This window comes from Pseudomonas orientalis (assembly GCF_001439815.1).
In the GTDB taxonomy this organism is placed as follows: domain Bacteria; phylum Pseudomonadota; class Gammaproteobacteria; order Pseudomonadales; family Pseudomonadaceae; genus Aquipseudomonas; species Aquipseudomonas orientalis.
The window spans coordinates 24,695-42,026 of sequence record NZ_JYLM01000012.1 but is presented as its reverse complement, the minus strand read 5'-3'; the positions used below and the strand labels follow the sequence as shown (position 1 = coordinate 42,026).

The 17,332-nt window shown below is 60.4% G+C and carries 15 protein-coding genes and 1 pseudogene; 11 read left to right on the top strand and 5 right to left on the bottom strand.

Annotated elements, in window-relative coordinates:
• Nucleotides 1-20: 20 nt before the first annotated feature.
• Together TU82_RS23775 and TU82_RS23770 are read right to left on the bottom strand one after the other, a co-directional pair.
• A complete protein-coding gene (locus TU82_RS23775) occupies nucleotides 21-974 on the bottom strand; it encodes a homoserine kinase (RefSeq protein ID WP_057725691.1) in 954 nt (317 codons plus the stop codon).
• Between the two features lie 56 nt (nucleotides 975-1,030).
• The gene (locus tag TU82_RS23770; protein WP_057725690.1) at nucleotides 1,031-1,321 is read right to left on the bottom strand and encodes a DUF2782 domain-containing protein; all 291 of its coding nucleotides are present in this window, start codon (nucleotides 1,319-1,321) and stop codon (nucleotides 1,031-1,033) included.
• 74 nt (nucleotides 1,322-1,395) lie between these two features.
• On the opposite strand from TU82_RS23770, the gene polA reads away from it, so the two are divergent.
• Nucleotides 1,396-4,191, top strand: a complete 2,796-nt coding sequence (gene polA / locus TU82_RS23765; RefSeq protein ID WP_057725689.1) for a DNA polymerase I — start codon at nucleotides 1,396-1,398, stop codon at nucleotides 4,189-4,191.
• Between the two features lie 269 nt (nucleotides 4,192-4,460).
• Here polA and yihA read toward each other — a convergent pair whose 3' ends face one another.
• Complete coding sequence (gene yihA / locus TU82_RS23760) at nucleotides 4,461-5,102, bottom strand: ribosome biogenesis GTP-binding protein YihA/YsxC (protein ID WP_042943980.1); 642 nt, start codon at nucleotides 5,100-5,102, stop codon at nucleotides 4,461-4,463.
• 211 nt (nucleotides 5,103-5,313) lie between these two features.
• Here yihA and TU82_RS29280 point away from each other — a divergent pair.
• The 6 genes and pseudogenes from TU82_RS29280 to TU82_RS23735 all read left to right on the top strand — a co-directional run.
• A pseudogene (locus TU82_RS29280) lies at nucleotides 5,314-5,415 on the top strand (cytochrome); the annotation flags it as partial.
• A 33-nt stretch (nucleotides 5,416-5,448) separates the two neighbouring features.
• Nucleotides 5,449-6,060 carry a c-type cytochrome gene (locus TU82_RS23755; RefSeq protein WP_057725688.1) on the top strand — a complete coding sequence of 204 codons (612 nt, stop codon included), beginning with the start codon at nucleotides 5,449-5,451 and terminating at the stop codon, nucleotides 6,058-6,060.
• Between the two features lie 168 nt (nucleotides 6,061-6,228).
• On the top strand, nucleotides 6,229-6,864 hold the full coding sequence (gene dsbA, locus TU82_RS23750) for a thiol:disulfide interchange protein DsbA (RefSeq protein ID WP_057725687.1): 636 nt from the start codon (nucleotides 6,229-6,231) through the stop codon (nucleotides 6,862-6,864).
• 10 nt (nucleotides 6,865-6,874) lie between these two features.
• Entirely contained in the window at nucleotides 6,875-7,753 is an 879-nt protein-coding gene (locus tag TU82_RS23745; protein ID WP_057725686.1) for an endonuclease/exonuclease/phosphatase family protein, read from the top strand.
• On the top strand, nucleotides 7,750-9,765 hold the full coding sequence (locus TU82_RS23740) for a GGDEF domain-containing protein (protein ID WP_057725685.1): 2,016 nt from the start codon (nucleotides 7,750-7,752) through the stop codon (nucleotides 9,763-9,765). The genes TU82_RS23745 and TU82_RS23740 overlap by 4 nt, the downstream gene beginning before the upstream one ends.
• 88 nt (nucleotides 9,766-9,853) lie before the next feature.
• Entirely contained in the window at nucleotides 9,854-10,630 is a 777-nt protein-coding gene (locus TU82_RS23735) for an N-acetylmuramoyl-L-alanine amidase (RefSeq protein ID WP_057725684.1), read from the top strand.
• A 36-nt stretch (nucleotides 10,631-10,666) separates the two neighbouring features.
• Here the strand turns inward: TU82_RS23735 and TU82_RS23730 are convergent, their stop codons facing one another.
• On the bottom strand, nucleotides 10,667-12,454 hold the full coding sequence (locus TU82_RS23730; RefSeq protein WP_057725683.1) for a KinB sensor domain-containing domain: 1,788 nt from the start codon (nucleotides 12,452-12,454) through the stop codon (nucleotides 10,667-10,669).
• A 10-nt stretch (nucleotides 12,455-12,464) separates the two neighbouring features.
• Complete coding sequence (gene algB, locus TU82_RS23725; RefSeq protein WP_057725682.1) at nucleotides 12,465-13,811, bottom strand: sigma-54-dependent response regulator transcription factor AlgB; 1,347 nt, start codon at nucleotides 13,809-13,811, stop codon at nucleotides 12,465-12,467.
• Between the two features lie 401 nt (nucleotides 13,812-14,212).
• Here algB and TU82_RS23720 point away from each other — a divergent pair, with 401 nt between their 5' ends.
• From TU82_RS23720 to gltP, 4 genes are all read left to right on the top strand, one after another.
• A complete protein-coding gene (locus tag TU82_RS23720) occupies nucleotides 14,213-14,497 on the top strand; it encodes a hypothetical protein (RefSeq protein WP_057725681.1) in 285 nt (94 codons plus the stop codon).
• 77 nt (nucleotides 14,498-14,574) lie between these two features.
• Entirely contained in the window at nucleotides 14,575-14,739 is a 165-nt protein-coding gene (locus tag TU82_RS28320) for a DUF1328 domain-containing protein (protein ID WP_003187386.1), read from the top strand.
• Between the two features lie 2 nt (nucleotides 14,740-14,741).
• Nucleotides 14,742-15,209, top strand: a complete 468-nt coding sequence (locus tag TU82_RS23715; RefSeq protein WP_057725680.1) for an inhibitor of vertebrate lysozyme family protein — start codon at nucleotides 14,742-14,744, stop codon at nucleotides 15,207-15,209.
• Between the two features lie 716 nt (nucleotides 15,210-15,925).
• Nucleotides 15,926-17,257 (top strand): glutamate/aspartate:proton symporter GltP, encoded by a 1,332-nt coding sequence (gltP, locus tag TU82_RS23710; protein ID WP_057725679.1) that lies wholly within the window; start codon nucleotides 15,926-15,928, stop codon nucleotides 17,255-17,257.
• The last annotated feature ends 75 nt before the right edge of the window (nucleotides 17,258-17,332 follow it).

Here is a 17,332-nt window from a genome sequence, read left to right as displayed (position 1 = left end):
CATTTTGATCGAGCAGGTCTTTAGAGCGCGAACGGCAGATGCACAGTGATCTGCTGGCGTTGCAGCAGGCGATGCTCAAACTCTGCAGGGTCATGAATCAACACGTCCTGTCCGGCAAACGACTCGGCTGCGATCAGTCGCGACAGCCAGAACCGCACGCACGCCACGCGCAGCAGGGTCGGCCATAGCTCGGCTTCTTTCGCGGTAAACGGCCGCAACCCCGCGTAGGCACCCAGCAGCGCCCGGGCGCGCTGCCCGTCAATCACGCCTTCGGCATCCGAACACCAGTCGTTCAAGGCGATGGCGACGTCGTACAGCATCGGCCCCGAGCAAGCGTTGTAGAAGTCGATCAGGCCGGTCAGGTGCGTGCCTTCGAACATCGCGTTGTCGCGGAACAGGTCGGCGTGAACGTTGGCGCGCGGCAGGGCGAGGATCTGCGCCTTGTGGGTTTCGATCTCGCTCAACGCGTCCTGCAGCAGGCGCTGTTGTGCATCGTTGAGGTGCGAAATCAGCTGCGCGCCCTCACTGAGCATCCAGTCCAGCCCGCGGTCGGTCTTGCGCTCCAGCACTTTGTCGCCCTGGGTCGCCAGGTGCAAGTGGCCGAGCAGGTCGCCGACCTGGGCGCAATGCTGGGCATTGGCGTCCTTGATGTGCTTGCCGGCCAGGCGCGGTTGCAGCAAGGCGGGTTTGCCCTTGAGTTCGCGCAGGGCGATACCGTCGGTGGTACGCAGGGCGTACGGCACCGGCAGGTCGGCGTCGTGGAGCACGTCGAGCAGTTCGATAAAGAACGGCATTTCTGCCACGGGGCCGCGTTCAACCAGGGTCAGGACGAATTCGCCCTGTTCCAGGTTGATAAAGAAATTGGTGTTTTCGCTACCGGCGGCAATCCCCTGGAAATCAAGCAGGCGGCCGAGCCCGTAAGGGGCAAGAAAGGTTTCCAGCTCGGGCCGAGCCAGGGGGGTGAACACAGACATGGTTAAAACTGCCGTTACGGGCGCCGCTCAGGGCGGTGCCGGTTGAAATTAGGGAATCATTTCCATTCGAAGATCTTCCATGACGGGATCAACATATCCGGCTGGTCAGAACGGATGAAGTTCGCGTCGGTTCCATCGGCGCGTACCAGGAAATACGGTGGAGCCCCTTTTGGCGTGACCTTGATGGCGTACAGGAAGCCGTTTTGGCGGTACTCCTGGATAGTTTTGTCGCCTTCCGTGCGAATGGTCACCTCCGGATCACCCGACGGGGCATCGTCGGCCGCCATGGCAGCCATCGGAGCGAGTGCAATCAAGCCAGTGAACAGCAGGCGATTGAATGTACGCATGATAACCTTGTCCCTTTGTTTTCATTGGTCCGGCTATTCTAGCGCCTGACCCGCCGAAAAGGTTGATCCTGCTCATGAGCCAAGCGCCCCTCGTCCTGGTGGACGGTTCTTCTTATCTGTACCGCGCCTTCCACGCGCTGCCACCGCTGACCACCTCCCAAGGCCTGCCGACCGGCGCGGTCAAGGGCGTGTTGAACATGCTCAAGAGCCTGCGCAAGCAGTACCCGGACAGCCCGTTCGCCGTGGTGTTCGACGCCAAGGGCGGGACCTTTCGCGATGAAATGTTCGCCGACTACAAAGCCAATCGCCCGAGCATGCCCGATGACATGCGCCTGCAGATCGAACCCCTGCACCAGAGCGTGATCGCCCTGGGTTTCCCGTTGCTGTGCGTCGAAGGCGTCGAGGCCGATGACGTGATCGGCACCCTGGCCCGCAGCAGCGCCGCCGCTGACCGCCCGGTGGTGATCTCCACCGGCGACAAGGACATGGCGCAACTGGTGGACGGGCACATTACTCTGGTCAACACCATGACCGGTAGTTCGATGGACATCGAGGGCGTAAAGGAGAAATTCGGCGTCGCTCCGGAGCAGATCATCGATTACCTGGCGCTGATGGGCGATTCCTCCGACAACATCCCCGGCGTTCCCGGCATCGGTCCGAAGACCGCCTCCGGTTTGCTGGTGGGTGTCAATGGCGGCCTGAAAGAGCTGTATGAGCAGTTGGACATTGTGCCGACCCTGCCGATTCGTGGCGCCAAGACGCTGCCGGCCAAGCTGGAAGAGCACAGGGAGATGGCGTTCCTGTCCTATCGGCTGGCGACGATCAAAATCGACGTGCCCCTGGACATCGGCCTGGACGACTTGCACCTGATCGAGCCGGATCGCGAAAAGCTGCTGGAGTTGTACACGCTGCTTGAATTCAAGAGCTGGTACGACGAGATCCAGCGCGATACCAAGCGGGTCGAGCTCAAGGCAGCCAATGAGGTTGTGCCGGTCACCGAGGCGCCTGCCGAGGCGGTTATCGCGGTGCCGGTGGAGACGGTTTACACCACCGTTCTTGACCAGGCCACGTTCGATCTGTGGCTGAAGAAACTCAACGATGCGCCGTTGTTTGCCTTCGATACCGAGACCACCGGCATCGACGCCCAGCAAGCCCAATTGGTCGGGCTGTCGTTTGCGGTGCAGGCCCATGAAGCCGCGTATATCCCGCTGACGCATGCCTACACCGGCGCGCCGGAGCAATTGGACCGTGACACCGTGCTGCTGGCCTTGAAGCCGTTGCTGGAAGATCCGGCCAGGCTCAAGGTCGGCCAGCACGCCAAGTTTGATATGAACATCCTGGCCAACTGCGCCATCGGTGGCGACCCGGCGCAGGGCATCACCGTGCGCGGCATCGCTTTCGACACCATGCTCGAATCCTACGTGCTGAACTCCACCGCGACCCGCCATGACATGGACAGCCTGGCGAAGAAGTACCTGGACCACGACACGGTCAGCTTCCAGGACATCGCCGGCAGGGGCGCCAAACAGCTGACCTTCGACCAGATCGCCCTTGAGCAAGCCGGCCCCTACGCGGCCGAAGACGCCGACGTGACCTTGCGCCTGCATCAGGAACTGCACGCGAAGCTGACCGCGATCCCGAGCCTGGCCAGCGTACTGACGGATATCGAAATTCCGCTGGTGCCGGTGCTGGCACGTATCGAGCGCCAGGGCGCTTTGGTGGACAAGGACCTGCTGGGCATCCAGAGCATCGAGCTGGGCAACAAGATGATCGAACTGGAGCGCCAGGCGTTCGAAATCGCCGGCGAGGCATTCAACCTCGGTTCGCCCAAGCAGCTCGGAGCGATCCTCTACGAGAAGCTCGGCATGCCGGTGTTGAAAAAAACCGGCAAGGGGCAGGCATCCACCGCCGAGGAAGTGCTGGCCAAACTGGCGGAGGATGATTTTCCGTTGCCCAAGGTACTCATGCAGTACCGCAGCATGAGCAAGCTCAAAAGCACCTACACCGACCGCCTGCCGGAACAGATCAACCCCCGTACCGGGCGGATTCATACGTCCTACCATCAGGCGGTGGCGGCGACCGGGCGTCTTTCTTCCAGCGATCCGAACCTGCAGAACATCCCGGTGCGTACCGCCGAGGGGCGGCGCATTCGCCAGGCGTTTATCGCGCCCAAGGGTTACAAGCTGCTGGCGGCGGACTATTCGCAGATCGAACTGCGGATCATGGCGCACCTGTCGAAGGACGAAGGGTTGATGAATGCCTTTCGCAACGACCTGGACGTGCACACCGCCACGGCCGCCGAGGTATTCAAGGTCGAATTGACCGAGGTCACCTCCAACCAGCGCCGCAGCGCCAAGGCGATCAACTTCGGCCTGATCTATGGCATGGGCGCCCAGAAGCTCGGCAAGGACATCGGCGTCGACACCAAGACCGCCAAGGCCTATATCGATGTGTACTTCGCCCGCTATCCCGGGGTGCGCGAGTACATGGAGCGCACCCGTGCCCAGGCGGCGGACCAGGGCTATGTGGAAACCTTCTTCGGGCGGCGTCTGTACTTGCCGGATATCAACTCCAACAAGCCTCAGGAGCGCGCAGCGGCAGAGCGCACCGCGATCAACGCGCCAATGCAGGGCACGGCGGCGGACATCATCAAGAAAGCCATGGTGAAGGTGGACAACTGGCTGGCCGAGTCGGGCCTGGACGCCAAGGTCATCCTCCAGGTGCACGATGAACTGGTGCTGGAGGTGCGTGAGGATCTGGTCGCAGAGGTCAGCGAGAGAATTCGCGAGCACATGAGCGCTGCGGCGCAGCTGGACGTGCCCCTGGTGGTGGACGTGGGCATTGGCGATAACTGGGACGAAGCCCATTGATGCTGCGGTTTCGCCATCACAGCGGGTGATGGCGAGGCGCTTTAGATCGGAAAGCGCCGCCAGTTATTTCAAAGTGTTTTTTGAGCCTGCCGGAACTTAACCTGTGAACTGCCACTCAGAGTTACTGAATGGGTGGTGAAGCCCTTCAATGCTCCTATGTTGTGTTAAGTGTTGGCAGATATCCGGACCCCGCCCTAGCGGTCCGGAACTTGGACCCCGAACTTCCCCTCCCCATACGAAGTCCGGGGTTTTTTTTGCCCGCAGAAAAGTTATTCGGCGATTTCGGCGCCCTTGTCCGCCAATTCCATCCAGCCGGCCAGTACGGTGTAGGCGTCCTCCAGGCCCATGCGCTTGGGGGCGGAGAACAATTGGATGGTGATGGCGTCGCCCCAACCCTTGCGGATTTCGGACTGCACTTTGAGCAGGGTGTTCTTGGCTGCGCCGTAGGTCAGCTTGTCGGCCTTGGTCAGCAGGATATGCATCGGCATGCCGCTGGCGACTGCCCAATCGAGCATCAACAGGTCGAAATCGGTCATTGGGTGACGGATGTCCATCATCAGGATCAAGCCCTTCAAACTCTCCCGTCCACCCAGGTAAGCCTCCAGGTGACGCTGCCAGTGCAGCTTCAACGGGATAGGGACTTTTGCATAACCGTAGCCCGGCAGGTCGACCAGACGCCGATCATCGTCTAGCTTGAAGAAATTGAGCAGTTGCGTGCGACCCGGGGTTTTCGAGGTGCGCGCCAGGCTGGCGTGGGTCAGGGTGTTCAGTGCGCTGGACTTGCCGGCGTTGGAACGGCCGGCAAAGGCGACTTCAAAGCCCTCGTCATCGGGGCATTGGTCCACTTTGGCGGCGCTGAGCATGAAGGTGGACTGTTGGCACAGGCCGAGGATGGGATTCTTGAGTTGCATGAGTTTTCCGATGTGGGCGGTGCCGAATAAGGGTGCGGCAAGCGGTGTCGTTTCCGTTTCAGTAGCGCCAGTATATAATGCCGCAGATTTTGTGTGTGCTTTGTCCCAGCGAAGGATGAGGTTCACGGGAGCGAAAAGACCTTTATTGCGCATTAGAACGCAAAACGCTCTCAAACCCTGAATTGATCGACACATGATCAATTGATTACCCCGGGGTTTCAAGGCAATGCCGCCGCGTGGTTTGTGCATGGACTGCAGTACTGAGGATTACCAGGCCATCAATGAATTGATGGTGAGTAAACCCGGTAGATAACTCTTAAACCCTTAGCCGTAGTTGGATTAGCTGATGAACAAACTGATCGTGAGTCTGCTGTTGACCTTGGGCATCACCGGTGTTGCCCATGCTGCAGGCGACGCTACCGCGGGGCAGGCGAAAGCCGCCGTGTGTGGTGCTTGCCATGGACCGGACGGTAACAGCCCGGCGCCGAACTTCCCCAAACTGGCCGGTCAGGGTGAACGTTACCTGGTCAAGCAGATGCAGGACATCAAGAGCGGCAAGCGCACAGTCCTGGAAATGACGGGCTTGCTGACCAATACCAGCGATCAGGACATGGCGGATATCGCGGCGTACTTCGCCAGTCAGAAAGGCAGCGTGGGAGCTGCCGATCCGAAACTGGTCGCCCGTGGCGAGAAACTGTTTCGTGGTGGCGACCTGGACAAGGGCCTGCCCGCCTGTACCGGTTGCCACTCGCCCAACGGCGTAGGCAACGCCGCCGCCGGCTTCCCGCACCTGAGCGGCCAGCACGCGGCCTACATCGCCAAACAGCTGACCGATTTCCGCAAGGAAGACGCTGGCCGAGCCAACGATGGCGACGCGATGACCATGCGCACCATCGCGCGCAAATTGAGTGATGAGGACATTGCGGCAATCTCCAGTTACATCCAGGGCTTGCACTGACAGCCTGCAACGTTAACGCTCGATTAATCCATCGATGCAAGCATAAAAAGGGTGGCCAGGGCCGCCCTTTTTTGTGGCCGCTGCCGTTACACTAACGAACTCATGTCCGCGTAGACCTGTCACACATAAAGGTCGCGTGAGGCGACTTTATTTGTCCAGGAGTAAAGCATGCGTAATCTGATCCTCAGCGCCGCTCTCGTCACTGCCAGTCTCTTCGGCATGACCGCGCAAGCTGCCGACGTGCCGCTTGAAGCCGGTAAAACCTACGTTGAATTGACTAACCCGGTCCCGGTTTCGGTGCCCGGCAAGATCGAAGTGGTGGAGCTGTTCTGGTACGGCTGCCCGCATTGCTACGCCTTTGAACCGACCATCAACCCTTGGGTCGAAAAACTGCCCAAGGATGTGAACTTCAAGCGCATTCCGGCCATGTTCGGCGGCCCATGGGATGCCCACGGCCAACTGTTCCTGACCCTGGAAGCCATGGGTGTGGAGCACAAGGTCCACAACGCGGTATTCAACGCGATCCAGAAAGAAGGCAAGCGCCTGACCAAGCCGGACGAAATGGCTGACTTCGTCGCCACCCAGGGTGTCGACAAAGACAAGTTCCTGGCCACGTTCAACTCCTTTGCCATCCAGGGCCAGATCAAGCAGGCCAAGGAACTCGCACAGAAGTACGGTGTGCAGGGCGTACCCACCATGATCGTCAACGGCAAATACCGTTTCGACCTGGGTACTACCGGTGGTCCTGAAGCGACCCTCAATGTTGCCGACCAGCTGATCGCCAAAGAGCGCGCGGCCAAGTAAGGGGCTCGCCATGCGTCGCTGGGGTACCGAACGTGTCGTAGGCCTGCATGACCCGCAGGTCAACGAACATCATCTGGAATCCACAGGCCTGCCGGCAGACAGCCGCTTGCGCCTGCTCAGTTTCAATATTCAGGTGGGTAACAGTACCGAGAAATATCGGCACTACCTCACGCGTGGCTGGCAGCACTTGCTGCCGCACAAGGGGCGTACCGGCAACCTGCAGAAAATCGGCGACCTGCTCAGCGACTTCGACCTGGTCGCCCTGCAGGAAGCCGACGGCGGCAGCCTGCGCTCCGGCTACATCAACCAGGTGGAACACCTTGCCCAGCTCGGTGCCTTCCCCTACTGGTACCAGCAACTCAATCGCAACCTCGGGCGCCTGGCGCAGCACAGCAATGGTGTGCTCAGTCGTTTGAAGCCGACCGTCATCGAGGATCACCCGTTGCCGGGCCCCAAAGGACGTGGCGCGATCCTGGTGCGTTTTGGCGAAGGTCCGGAAGCCCTGGTTGTAGTGATGATGCACCTGGCGCTCGGCGGGCGTACGCGCAACCTTCAGTTGGCCTACGTGCGCGACCTGATTGGCAACTACAAGCACCAGGTGTTGATGGGTGACATGAACACCCACGCCAACGACCTGCTGCAGAATTCCCCGCTGCGCGACCTCGGCTTGCTGGCGCCGCAAGTCGAAGCCACGTTTCCCAGCTGGCGTCCGCAGCGCTGTCTGGACCATATCCTGCTCAGCCCGAGCCTCACGCTGGAAAGTGTGCAGGTCCTGGCGCAGCCGATTTCCGATCACCTGCCGGTCGCGGTAGAAATTCGTCTGCCGGGTTCGCTCACGGCTGATGCATTACCCGCGTTGAGCCCAAGCCCTGGCGGTCCTCTTGCATGAGCGACGACGCCCAGCGTTGGAAAGAAAAATACCTTAAAAGCGTTGAGCAACAAGACCAGCTCGAACGCCGCTGGGCCGCGCGCCTCGATCTGCTGCGCCGAGGGCTGGTGCGCAGCACGCTGGCGGCGGAAGGCACGGACCGCGCTGTCGATCAATGCATGAAGGAAATGCGCGATGTCGTGCGTACTGACGACATGGACGCCGCCCTCGCCGCCCTGCTGCCGCGTTTGGAAAAGGCGGTGCTGGATTCCGAGCAGCGCCGCGAAACCCGGGTTGACCAGATCAGTACCGCCCTCACCGCCCTGGTCGCGCAGTTGCAGAAACTTCCGTTACCCCGTGAGGTGGCGCGTCCGCTGAAGACCTTCGCCAAGCAGCTCGACGGTCGAGTCGGGCAGGCACGGGAAATACCGCTGCTGCTCAGCGAGTTGAGCAGCTTGCAGGAACAGGCGCTGCATAATCTGGAGCCGGATGGCGAAACGCCGCGCTCCGGGCCTGGGTTACTGCAGCGTTTGTTTGGTGCCAAGGAACCCTTGAACGAAGCGCCCGAGCCCGAGACGCCGCCTACACCAAAATCCGTCGCGCCCTCACCGGCTGCGCCCGAGCCTCCAGAGCCCGCGCAATCCGAAGAGCTGGCCCAGGCATTGCGCGCTTTTGCGCCGTTGCCGCCAACCACGGCCGCCTCTGCGCCTGAGCCGGCGGCATCCGTAAAGGAGACGCCCGCCAGCGTAACGTTCGAGTTCGAAGCGCCTGCTCAGACGCCACCCGCGCCCAAGCCTGACGAACCCGAGGCGCCTGAAGCGCCGGCCGAGGAGGACGCTCCCGAAAGCGCACTCGCGGCTTTCATAGAAACGCCGCAAGACCCCGTCGATACCCCTGAAGAAACCCTGATCGGCAGCCTTTCACTCCCGCCTGTACTGGATACCGCAGAGCCTGACCCCTACGCCCTGCCTGATTCGCCCGAGCCTTCCTACAGCTCGGTGGCCAAGCATATCGAAGACACCTTGCTCGGCCTGCTGGAAGAGTTGCCCTTGCCCGAGCGCCACCGGCCCCAGGCCGAAGCCATGCGCGAGCGCCTGGCCCATGGCTTGAACTGGTACGAGCTGCTGCCGATCCTCGATGACCTGGCGGTGCTGATGCTGGCGGTTACCGACAGCGGCCAGCATGAGTTCGAGACTTACCTTAAACAGCTCAACGAGCGCCTTGAGGCATTTCAGGGCCATTTGCAGTTCGCAAGCGATGAGCACGCCGACAGCCGCTCTGCCGCGAGGGAGCTGGACACGCAAATTCGCGAACAGGTAGACGGCCTGCAAAACAGCGTGCAGGACGCCGCCGATCTGGACAGCCTCAAGCAGGTGCTGGAGAGCCACCTTGAAGGCTTGCTCGGCACCATGGACGAACACCAGCAACAGCGCGACCAGCGCGAGCAGGAAGTGGCTGCGCGCCTTCAAGGCCTGGCTGAGCGGGTGGCGAACATGGAGCAGGAAGCCCAGGGCTATCGTGAGCATCTGGAAATTCAGCGCCAGAAGGCGCTGATCGATCCGCTCACCGGCCTGCCCAACCGCGCGGCCTGGAGTGAGCGCCTGGATCATGAGGTCAATGCCTGGCACCAGCGTGGCAACAGCCTGTCACTGGCTATGCTGGACCTCGACCACTTCAAGCGCATCAACGACGGCTACGGCCATTTGGCCGGCGACAAGGTCCTGAAGATCATCGCCAATGTGCTGCGCAAGCACCTGCGCCCGACCGATTTCATTGCGCGCTTCGGCGGCGAAGAGTTTGTGTTGCTGATGCCCGACTCAGCCTTGGCCGATGCCTTGGCCGTCGGCGAAGTGTTGCGAGTGGCCATCGAGGCGTGCCCGTTCCACTTCAAGGGCGAGCCGGTGACCATCACGGTATCCATGGGCGTCGCGCAGTTCCAGCCGGGCGAGCGCAGTGACCTGGCACTCAAGCGCGCCGATGAAGCGCTTTACAGGGCCAAGGCGGCAGGGCGTAACCAGGTGCAGGCGGCGTAAAAGATGTTCTATTTTGTAATTTGGCCGCCTGGGATTTGACCTTACGTTACACTGTTGCATTATCGTCCTCTGCGTAACGCCTTCAGCCATGAAATCTCTCTTTATCGCTTTTGCAGTTCTTCTGCTCGCCGGCTGCTCCAGCGGCCCGCGCCTGAACACCAGCCACCCTTCGGTGAACCACGACAACCGCGTGCAGTTCGTTGTGGTGCATTACACCTCGGCCAACCTCGAACGCTCCCTGGCGCTGTTGACCCACGGCCAGGTCAGCAGCCATTACCTGATCGGCGATGACGCCTCGGGCACGATCTACAAGCTGGTGGATGAAAGCCGGCGCGCCTGGCATGCCGGGGAAAGCGAATGGATGGGGCGCACCTGGCTCAACTCCAGCTCCATCGGCATCGAGATCGTCAACCCTGGCTACAGCGACACCCCCACCGGCCGGGTGTGGTACCCGTACTCCGAAGCGCAGGTGAAGTCACTGGTGGTGTTGCTCAAGGACATCAGCAAGCGTAACGGTATCGAGCCCAGGAACATCATCGGGCACAGCGACATTGCGCCGCTGCGCAAGTTGGACCCGGGCCCGTTGTTTCCATGGAAGCGTCTGGCCGATGAGGGCCTGGGGGTCTGGCCGGATGCCCAGGCAGTGGCTCGATTCCAGCAGCAGTACGCCGCGCAACTGCCGAGCATCACCTGGTTCCAGGAAGAACTGGCGCGCCTGGGCTACCCCACACCGCAAACCGGTGAGCTGGATGTGGCCACGCGTCATGTGATCGCCGCGTTCCAGATGCATTTTCGCCCGTCGCTGTTCGACGGCACCCCGGATGCGCAAAGTGCGGCGATCCTGCGCGCCTTGAACCAGCGCTGAAGGGTAGCGAGCCCTTTGTGGCCGGGGAGCTGGTTCTTACAAAGGCAAGGCCATATAGAACTGCGTTCCCTGCCCCGGCCGCGAATACACACCCATGCGGCCGCCGTGCAATTGCACGATCTCCTTGCACAATGCCAGCCCCAGGCCGGCGCCGCCTTTCTTGCGCCCTACCTGTACGAAAGGCTCGAAGATGCGTCCCTGCTGGCCGTAGGCAATGCCTTCACCGTTGTCCTCGACGCTGATAATCACCCGTTCGCCATGACGTCGCGCCTGCAAGCGAATCTGCCCGCTCTCTGCCGTGTGTCGAAGGGCGTTCCCCAGAAGGTTGTCGAGCACGCGCTCCAGTTGCGCCTGGTCGGCATACAGGCGTGGCAGGTCGGGCTGAGCTTCCACCACCAGTTCGATACCTTGTGCGTTCGCAGGTTCGGCGAACCGGGCTCGGGCATGTTCCAGCAGGTCGATGACATCGCAAGGCCCCAGCGTGAGTTTCTGCAGGCCGTTCTGGTAGCGCGAGAAGTTGAGCAAATCGTTGATCAACTGCATCAACCGCTGCATTTCTTCGTTGACCGTATCCAGCAGGTCCGCTTCGCGTGATTCGGCCGGGAACTTGGCCCGTTCGCGGAAGAGCCCGAAGGCCATGTGCATGCCGGTCACCGGTGTGCGCAGCTCGTGGGAGGCGCGCAAGACGAACTCGCTGCGCACCCGCTCAAAGGCACGCTGCTCGGTGACGTCATGCAGCACCATCACCGCGCCCAGGATATGCCCCTGGGTGTGGCTGACCGGGGTCAGGCTGTACGTCAGCAGGCGCAGCTCGCCTTCGACTTCCACCTCCAGGTCCTCCGGCGCCCGCTCCAGGTTGCCGCCGCGTAGCACCAGATTCAGTTGTTCATCCATTTCCGGGCGACCCAGCGCTTCGCCCAGGCCCTGACCGAGGCGCTCTTCGTCCCAGCCCAGCTGGCGTTGTGCGACGGGATTGAGGTGCTCAAGGTGGCCTTGGCGGTCAATCATCAGCAGACCATCGTCGATGCTGTCGAGCACCGCTTGCAACCGCTGCTGGCCGGCGAGCAACTCATCGACATTGGTGGCTTGATGTTGGCGCAACGCCTCGGCCATGATGCCGAAGCGACGCGTCAGCTGGTTCATTTCCGCCGCCGCCGATATCGGTAATGTCACTTCGAAATCGCCTTGCCCGATTTTATCGGCGGCCTTGGCCAGCGCTTCGATGGGCGCGCCGAATCGCCGGGCGATGCCATGGGCGGTCACAAAGCCGATGATCAACACCGCAAGGCCGACGAGTCCCAGCAAGCTGGCGACGAGAAGCGCACGCTCACGGGATTTGTGCTCGCTTGTGCTGATATTTTCCAGCGCCTGCTTGTGGTGGACGATCAGCCCGTTGCGCAGGGTATTGAAGGTTTCAGTGAGCTTTTCCTTGCTGCCCGGCGCAGACGGGTTCTGCTGGGATTCGTCAAATGCCTGCAGCAGGTTCTGGTAGTCCTTGCGTGCCTGCTCGAAGCCGTGGGTGTGACCGTCACGCTGTTCATGGGCGATGCCCTGGTCCAACAGGTCGAAGTAGCGCTGTTTGGAGGCTTCCAGGGCAGCCGGGTCGGGACGCTTTTCGAGCATCATGATCAGTTGATCGCCCAGGCTCTGGCGCAACTTCACGCCCAGGTCGAGGGTGACGAAATTGCTGCGAATCAACGACTCCTGGGTCTTGGCCATCTGCATCACGCTGACCAGGCCCAGGATCAGTCCCAGCAGGGCCACGGTGATCAGTGCCGAGATGCTCAGGAATAACCGGGTGCGCAGTTTCATCGCCAGCTTCATGAGGTACAGCTCATAAGTTGTACTGTTTGCGTTTGCGATACAGGGTCGACGCGTCGATGCCGAGGGTACGAGCGGCCTGGTCCAAGGTATCGCTGGTGGCGAGGACGGCGCCGATATGGGCTTTTTCCAGCTCGTCCAGGCTCAGTGCCGCACCAATGCGTGGCGCGTTGTTGGTTGGTTGCTCGGCCATGCCCAGGTGACTGATCTCGACCTTCTCCTGAGGGCAGATGATGCTGGCGCGCTCCACCACGTTGCGCAGCTCACGGATGTTGCCGGGCCAGCGATAGTTGAGCAGCGCTTCGCGTGCCTGATCGCTGAAGCCGCGCGCCGGGCGGGCATACTCCTTGACGAAGCGCGCCAGGAAGCGGTCGGCCAGGGTCAGGATGTCTTCACTGCGTTCGCGCAGCGGCGGCAGGTGCAACGTGATGACGTTGAGGCGATACAGCAGGTCTTCACGGAAGCGGCCGTCGCGCACCATGTCTTCCAGGTTCAGGTTGGTGGCGGCGAGAATGCGCACGTCCGCGCGGCGGGTAACCGGGTCGCCCACGCGCTCGTATTCCTTATCCTGAATAAAGCGCAGCAGCTTGGGTTGCAGGGTGAGGGGAAAGTCGCCGATCTCGTCGAGAAACAGCGTGCCGCCGTCTGCCTGGTTGACGCGGCCCAATGTGCTTTCGCTGGCACCGGTAAATGCGCCGCGGCTGTGGCCGAACAGTTCGCTCTCCATCAGCTCTGCGGTCAACGAAGGGCAGTTGATGGTCACACAGGATTTTTTCGAGCGTTTGCTCCAGCCGTGAATGGCCCGCGCCAGCTCGCCTTTACCGGTACCCGATTCGCCGAGGATCAGGATATTGGCATCGGTGCCGGCTACCTGCCGTGCGGTTTCCAGTACCACCATCATGGCCGGGCTGTGGGAGTCGAGGCCATCCTTGGGCTGGCGCACTGCGCCCTCCAGGGCTTCCAGGCGTGCCGAGAGCTGGCGCACTTCCAGTTGCTTGGCCGTGGCCAGGCGCAACTGGTCCGGGCTGCAGGGCTTGACCAGATAGTCGGCGGCGCCGGCCTGGATGGCATCTACTGCGGTGTCCACCGCCGAATGGGCGGTCACGATCACGACACGCATCCATGGCGCTTGAATACGCATGTGAGCCAATACATCCAGGCCGTTGTCCTCGCCCAGGCGCAAGTCGAGAAAGCACAGATCGAACACTTGGCGCTGCATCAAGGCATCGGCCTGGGCTGCGCTGTTGGCGGTGGCAACGGTGTAGCCTTCATCTTCCAGGCAATAGCGGAAGGTACGGAGGATCGCGGACTCGTCATCCACTAAAAGAATGCGGCCTTGAAGTTCCTTGGCTGATTCCATCTGTCCCGCGCTCCTTAACTGTGAATGTTGGTGTTTAGTCCCGGAATAATCGGGCAAGTTGCATGGTTTATTCTGATTGATAAAAGGCAACGTCGCGTAGCTATCTGCACATCTTCCTACACGGCCCGGTAAAAGGCCCGATCTAGTGGCCTTTTCATATCTTCTCGCCGCTTCGGCAACCACTCAGCCGCTTTCGATCCTTCGACCCGACCACTGACCATCGTGCATTTCGCACGGCTCCTGAAAGGGCATCGTGCAGGATGCTGTGTTGTGCGCCTGCATTAAATTCATAACTATCTGATTTTATTAAGATTTATTTTGCAAAAAACCTGGCATGCGCTCTGCAATAGCTAGTGCATAGAGCGTCATGAACGAATAATCAGAATGCGGGAGAAAGCAGTATGACTCGCCAAAGCCTCAGCCAATTGCGTGTATCGCCGCTGCATCTGCAGCAAGGTCTGTTCGCCAGCCTGGCGTTGATGGTCACGCTGATTATTGGCCAGCAGATGCAGCATTGGCAGCAGAGTCACGAGCAAGCCCCGCAGTTCGAACGCCCCGTCATGACCCAGACCCACTTCCGTTCCGTTGGCAGCACGGCTGCCGATGTAACCGCCCCGCAACTGAGAGTGGCAGACCAGGATTCCACCCTGAGCGAACTGCCGGTTCAGGAACGCTGGGTGTTCTAGGCAATACAACGTCGCTCATGTCGAGCGGCCACATGGCATCACGCTGTACCCCCTATGAAAGCTTAAGGAGAATCACCATGTTGAGTTGGGCAATCACGTTTCTGATCATCGCCATTGTGGCTGCAGTCCTGGGCTTCGGTGGTATCGCCGGCACGGCTACGGGTATCGCCAAGATTCTCTTCGTGGTCTTCCTGGTGATGTTCATTGCGTCGTTCTTCTTTGGTCGTAAAGGCCGAGGCTGAATATGACCACTCTGCCTTTTAAAGCCATTGCCGCCGCCCTGCTGCTGGGCGGTAGCGGCTTGGTGATGGCCGCCAACGACGGCCAATCCCGGGCCAACGAATTGCTCAGCGCGGACCCGCAGTACCGTGAAACCTGGCAAGGCGTGGTGAAGAAAGAGGAGCGCCTGCCCGAATGGGTGATGAACCTGTCGGGTACGGCCGAGCAAATGAACGCTGTCGAAGAGGATGGCGACAAGTATCTGGTAGGGCCGCTGTGTGAAACGGCAGATACCTGCCTGAACAAGCGCCTGATCGTCGCCTTCAGCTTCGATAAGGAAGATGCCTACGCCATGTTGGTGGAAGTCCCGGCCGGTCTGCCGGCGGACAAATCCCCGACGCGGCACGCCGATTACCGTTTTCTCGGTAAGCCGGATGACGGCATGAAGAAGCTGCTGATGGAGCAGCTCAAGAAAGATCCGAATTGGTACTAGGTTCCGTCTTACGGAGCCGGCGTCCATAGAGAGAAGCCACTTTGCTTCTTTCTGTTTTGCATTGCTCGCCAAGAGCGATGCATGACCAGGGGGCCGGGTTGCTCTGATCGATGAGGATCGGCGCGACCTACGGGTACAGGGAGTGCCTGCGCAAGGGCCGGGTCAGGTGAAAAGCTGCGACGCAAGTTCACAAGTCCTCAAGCTTGCTGAACTTGCGGCGGGCTTATGACTCTGATGGCCGGTGCGTCATTCCGCGTATAGCTGGCATTCTTCGTTTTTCCTCTGGCTAATCATTACGTAGTATGTCGATGCGACCATCCATCTAGAAATTTCTCCTGACGCCACAGGCCGTTTTCGACGCCAGGCTGCGGATTTTTCAAGCATTTCTGCCAAACACCTCAAGTCCTCCGGTACCTCTGCGCAAGCCGTAATTGGCAGCTTCACGGCAGGTTCACCCGCTTGAATGGCGCATTCGAACTGACCGTTCAAACAATTATTTTCAAAAAAAGCCATGCCGATTCGGCATAGGGTAGGCGTTTACGGCATTAGACGCCGCTGGCTTGCATGGGAATAGTTGCGCCTTTTTTCGCCTGCCAGTAAGCCATTTCGGCCACGCTGCGGTGACCTTCCATGGAGGCAGATGCTCACACTTTTTCGCTTTCGAGCGGTCCAGCTGGCGCATTTGCCTTAAGTTCACTTGAAGTAAGGGTAATGACATGAAGAAGGCAAAGCTAAGCCTCGCCTGGCAGATCCTCATCGGTTTGGTGCTGGGGATCGCAATCGGCGCAGTGCTCAACCATTTCAGTGCTGAAAAGGCCTGGTGGATCAGCAACGTGCTGCAGCCGGCAGGCGATATCTTTATCCGCCTGATCAAGATGATCGTTATCCCAATCGTCATTTCCTCGTTGATCGTCGGCATTGCCGGTGTGGGTGACGCGAAAAAACTGGGTCGCATCGGCGTCAAAACCATCCTCTACTTTGAAGTCGTCACCACCATCGCCATCGTGGTCGGCCTGTTGCTGGCCAACCTGTTCCATCCGGGCGCGGGCATCGACATGAGTACCCTGGGTACCGTCGATATCTCCAAGTACCAGGCCACCGCCGCCGAGGTGCAGCATGAACATGCGTTCATCGAGACCATTCTCAACCTGATCCCGTCAAATATCTTCGCGGCCGTCGCCCGTGGCGAGATGCTGCCGATCATCTTCTTCTCGGTGCTGTTCGGCCTGGGCTTGTCGAGCCTCAAGCCGGAACTGCGCGAGCCTTTGGTGACGATGTTCCAGGGCGTGTCCGAGAGCATGTTCAAAGTCACGCACATGATCATGAAGTACGCCCCTATCGGTGTATTTGCCCTGATCGCGGTGACCGTCGCCAACTTCGGCTTCGCCTCGCTGCTGCCACTGGCCAAGCTGGTGATCCTGGTTTACGTCGCGATTCTGTTCTTCGCCTTTGCGGTGCTGGGCCTGATCGCCCGCCTGTTCGGGTTCTCGATCCTCAAGCTGATGCGCATTTTCAAGGATGAGCTGGTGCTTGCCTACTCCACCGCCAGTTCCGAAACCGTGCTGCCGCGCGTGATCGAGAAGATGGAGGCCTACGGCGCGCCCAAGGCGATCTGCAGCTTCGTGGTGCCGACGGGTTACTCGTTCAACCTCGACGGGTCGACCCTGTACCAGAGCATCGCCGCGATCTTCATTGCCCAGCTGTACGGCATCGACCTGTCGATCGGCCAGCAACTGATGCTGGTGCTGACCCTGATGGTCACCTCCAAAGGCATCGCCGGTGTGCCGGGCGTGTCCTTCGTGGTGCTGCTGGCCACCCTGGGCAGCGTGGGCATTCCCTTGGAAGGCCTGGCGTTTATCGCGGGTGTCGACCGTGTGATGGACATGGCGCGTACCGCACTGAACGTGATCGGCAACGCCCTGGCCGTGCTGGTTATCTCGCGCTGGGAAGGCATGTACGACGACGCCAAGGGCGAGCGCTACTGGAATTCGCTGCCGCACTGGCGCAGCAAAGAGGCGCTACCGGCCGGCGAGATTACTCGCGGCTGATCGCTCGATTGCGCTGACGCAAACCCCGGATAATTCCGGGGTTTGTCGTTTCTGCCAGCCCCGCTATCATTCGCC